At 61.2% G+C, this 237-nt stretch carries 1 protein-coding gene; it reads right to left on the reverse strand.

Going from position 1 to position 237, the window contains the following annotated elements; translation table 11 throughout:
* Positions 1-237: helix-turn-helix transcriptional regulator (locus BN358_RS23020; RefSeq protein ID WP_306461330.1), on the reverse strand; the 237-nt coding region annotated here is incomplete at both ends.

Below are 237 nucleotides of genomic sequence, written 5' to 3' on the forward strand. Positions count from 1 at the left end.
GAGTAGTCGATCCAGCGTCCACGCTTGGTGCCCTCGATCAGGCCGGCCTCACGCAACACCTTCAGGTGGTAGCTCAGCAAGTTGCCCGGAATAGCGGGCTCGGGCTGCAGGTCACAGACACAGCGCGTCCGACCGACGAGCAGGTGGAGCAGTTGCAGGCGAATGGGGTCCGCAACTGCAGCCAACAGCGAGGCAGCCGAAACCGCAGGTTCAGTGGTTCTTGAATCAACCATGATT

Source organism: Sedimentibacter sp. B4 (assembly GCF_000309315.1).
GTDB classification, from domain to species: Bacteria; Bacillota; Clostridia; order Tissierellales; family Sedimentibacteraceae; genus Sedimentibacter; species Sedimentibacter saalensis.